We start from the raw sequence: 2,037 nt of genomic DNA, 5'->3' as shown, positions 1-2,037 counted from the left end.
CGCCCGCGCCGTGTCGCTCGGTCGGAGGGGCATGTGATGGCGTTTCACGAGGTCCGGTTTCCCGACAACATCAGCCGAGGTGCGCGGGGCGGACCGGAGCGGCGCACGCAGATCGTCGAGCTCGCCTCGGGCGACGAGGAGCGCAACGCCAGCTGGGCCAATTCGCGCCGCCGCTACGATGTCGCCTATGGCATCCGCCGCGCCGACGATCTGGCCGCCGTCGTCGCCTTCTTCGAGGCGCGCAATGGCCGCCTGCATGGCTTCCGGTTCAAGGACTGGGGTGACCACAAGTCCTGCCTGCCTTCGGGCACGCCGTCGCCCACCGATCAGTCTATCGGCACGGGCGACGGCGCGACGACCGCCTTCCAGCTGGTCAAGCGCTACGCCTCGGGTGCGCAATCCTGGACGCGCGCCGTCGCGAAGCCGGTGACCGGAACCGCGCGCATCGCGCTCGGCGGGGTCGAGCAGCCTTCCGGCTGGTCGGTCGACACCGCCACCGGCGTCGTCACCTTCAGCACCGCGCCGGGCGCTGGCGCCGCCATCACCGCGGGCTTCGAGTTCGACGTGCCGGTCCGTTTCGACACCGACGCGCTCGACGTGACGCTCGACCTCGAGCGGCTCGGCTCGATCACCTCCATCCCGCTTCTGGAACTGCGCCGATGAAGTCCCTCGACCCCGACCTGCAGGCCCATCTCGACGAGGGAACGACGACGCTCGCCTGGTGCTGGCGGATCGTGCGCGCCGACGGCACGAGTTTCGGCTTCACCGACCACGATCGGACGCTCAGCTTCGAGGGGACGGATTTCGAGCCCGAGAGCGGGCTGACGGCCTCCGAGGTCCGTTCCGGCTCGGACCTCTCGGTCGATGCGCAGGACGCCGAGGGCGTGCTGACCTCGGACCGGATTACCGAGACCGACATCCTCGACGGCCGCTGGGATAACGCCGAGGTCGAAGTCTGGCGGGTGAACTGGGCCGACACGAACCAGCGCGTGCTGATGCGGCGCGGGGCCATCGGCCAGATCCGGCGCGGGCGGCTGGCCTTCGTCGCCGAAGTCCGCTCGCTCGCGCATGTGCTTGGCCAGACGATCGGGCGGACGTTCCAGGCGACCTGCGATGCCGCGCTCGGCGATGCGCGCTGCGGCGTCGATCTGGAGAACCCGGCGTTCAAGGGCACGAGCGTCGTGATCGACCTTCTACGCGACCGCGCCTTCACCGCTTCGGGCCTCGGCGGCTTCGCCTCCGGCTGGTTCACCTTCGGGACCATCGAATGGACCAGTGGCTCCAACGCGGGGCGTCGGGCCGAGGTTCTCGGCCATGATGTGACGGACGGCATCGCCGTGCTGACCCTTCTCGAGGCGCCGGTGCGCGAGATCTCCGAGGGCAATGCCTTCACCATCCGTGCGGGCTGCGATAAGCGGATCGAGACCTGCGGCGCCAGGTTCGCCAACACGGCCAACTTCCGGGGGTTCCCGCACATCCCCGGCCAGGATGCCGTGCTGCGCTACGCCACCAAGGATGGCGGCCACGAGGGAGGCGTGCTGTGACGCAACCTCTCGCATCGGCCGACCCCGCGCGTGTCGTCGCCGTCGCACGCTCCTGGCTCGGCACGCCGTACCACGACCAGGCCAGCCTGCGCGGCGTCGGTTGCGATTGCCTCGGGCTCGCGCGGGGGGTCTGGCGCGACGTGGTGGGGCCGGAGCCGTTCCCGATTCTGCCTTACAGCCGCGACTGGGGCGAGACCGGCCCGCGCGAGGTTCTGGCCGAAGGCGCGCGGCGCATGATGATCGAGGTGTCGCCTGCCGAGGCCGGTCCCGGCGCGCTGGTCCTCTTCTGCATGAGGCCCCGCGCCATCGCCAAGCATGTCGGGATCCTCACCGGTCCTGCCACCTTCCTCCACGCCTATGAGCGGCTCGGCGTGATCGAGGAACCGCTCACCAATGCCTGGCGGCGGCGCATCGCCTTCGCCTTCCTCTTCCCGCAACGCTGAGACCCCGACATGGCAACGCTTGTTCTCGGTGCAGCCGGCGCCGCCATCGG

3 protein-coding genes are annotated in these 2,037 nt (G+C 70.2%); all 3 read left to right on the top strand.

The genetic code is table 11. The annotated features are described in order from the left end of the window. The first annotated feature begins 36 nt into the window (after positions 1 to 36). The 3 genes from JNC62_RS21070 to JNC62_RS21060 are packed head-to-tail and all read left to right on the top strand — an operon-like array spanning position 37 to position 1,987. A complete protein-coding gene (locus JNC62_RS21070; RefSeq protein WP_083548837.1) occupies positions 37 to 663 on the top strand; it encodes a DUF2460 domain-containing protein in 627 nt (208 codons plus the stop codon). Beyond that, positions 660 to 1,544: a phage/gene transfer agent baseplate hub protein gene (locus tag JNC62_RS21065; RefSeq protein ID WP_093359545.1), complete on the top strand. Its 885-nt coding sequence runs from the start codon at positions 660 to 662 to the stop codon at positions 1,542 to 1,544. Before JNC62_RS21070 ends, JNC62_RS21065 begins: the two co-directional genes overlap by 4 nt. Continuing rightward, complete coding sequence (locus JNC62_RS21060) at positions 1,541 to 1,987, top strand: NlpC/P60 family protein (protein WP_093359544.1); 447 nt, start codon at positions 1,541 to 1,543, stop codon at positions 1,985 to 1,987. Before JNC62_RS21065 ends, JNC62_RS21060 begins: the two co-directional genes overlap by 4 nt. The last annotated feature ends 50 nt before the right edge of the window (positions 1,988 to 2,037 follow it).

The organism is Mycoplana ramosa (assembly GCF_041930185.1).
Classification (GTDB): Bacteria; Pseudomonadota; Alphaproteobacteria; order Rhizobiales; family Rhizobiaceae; genus Mycoplana; species Mycoplana ramosa.
The sequence above is the reverse complement of the archived record's forward strand: the minus strand, read 5'-3'. Positions and strand labels throughout refer to the sequence as shown.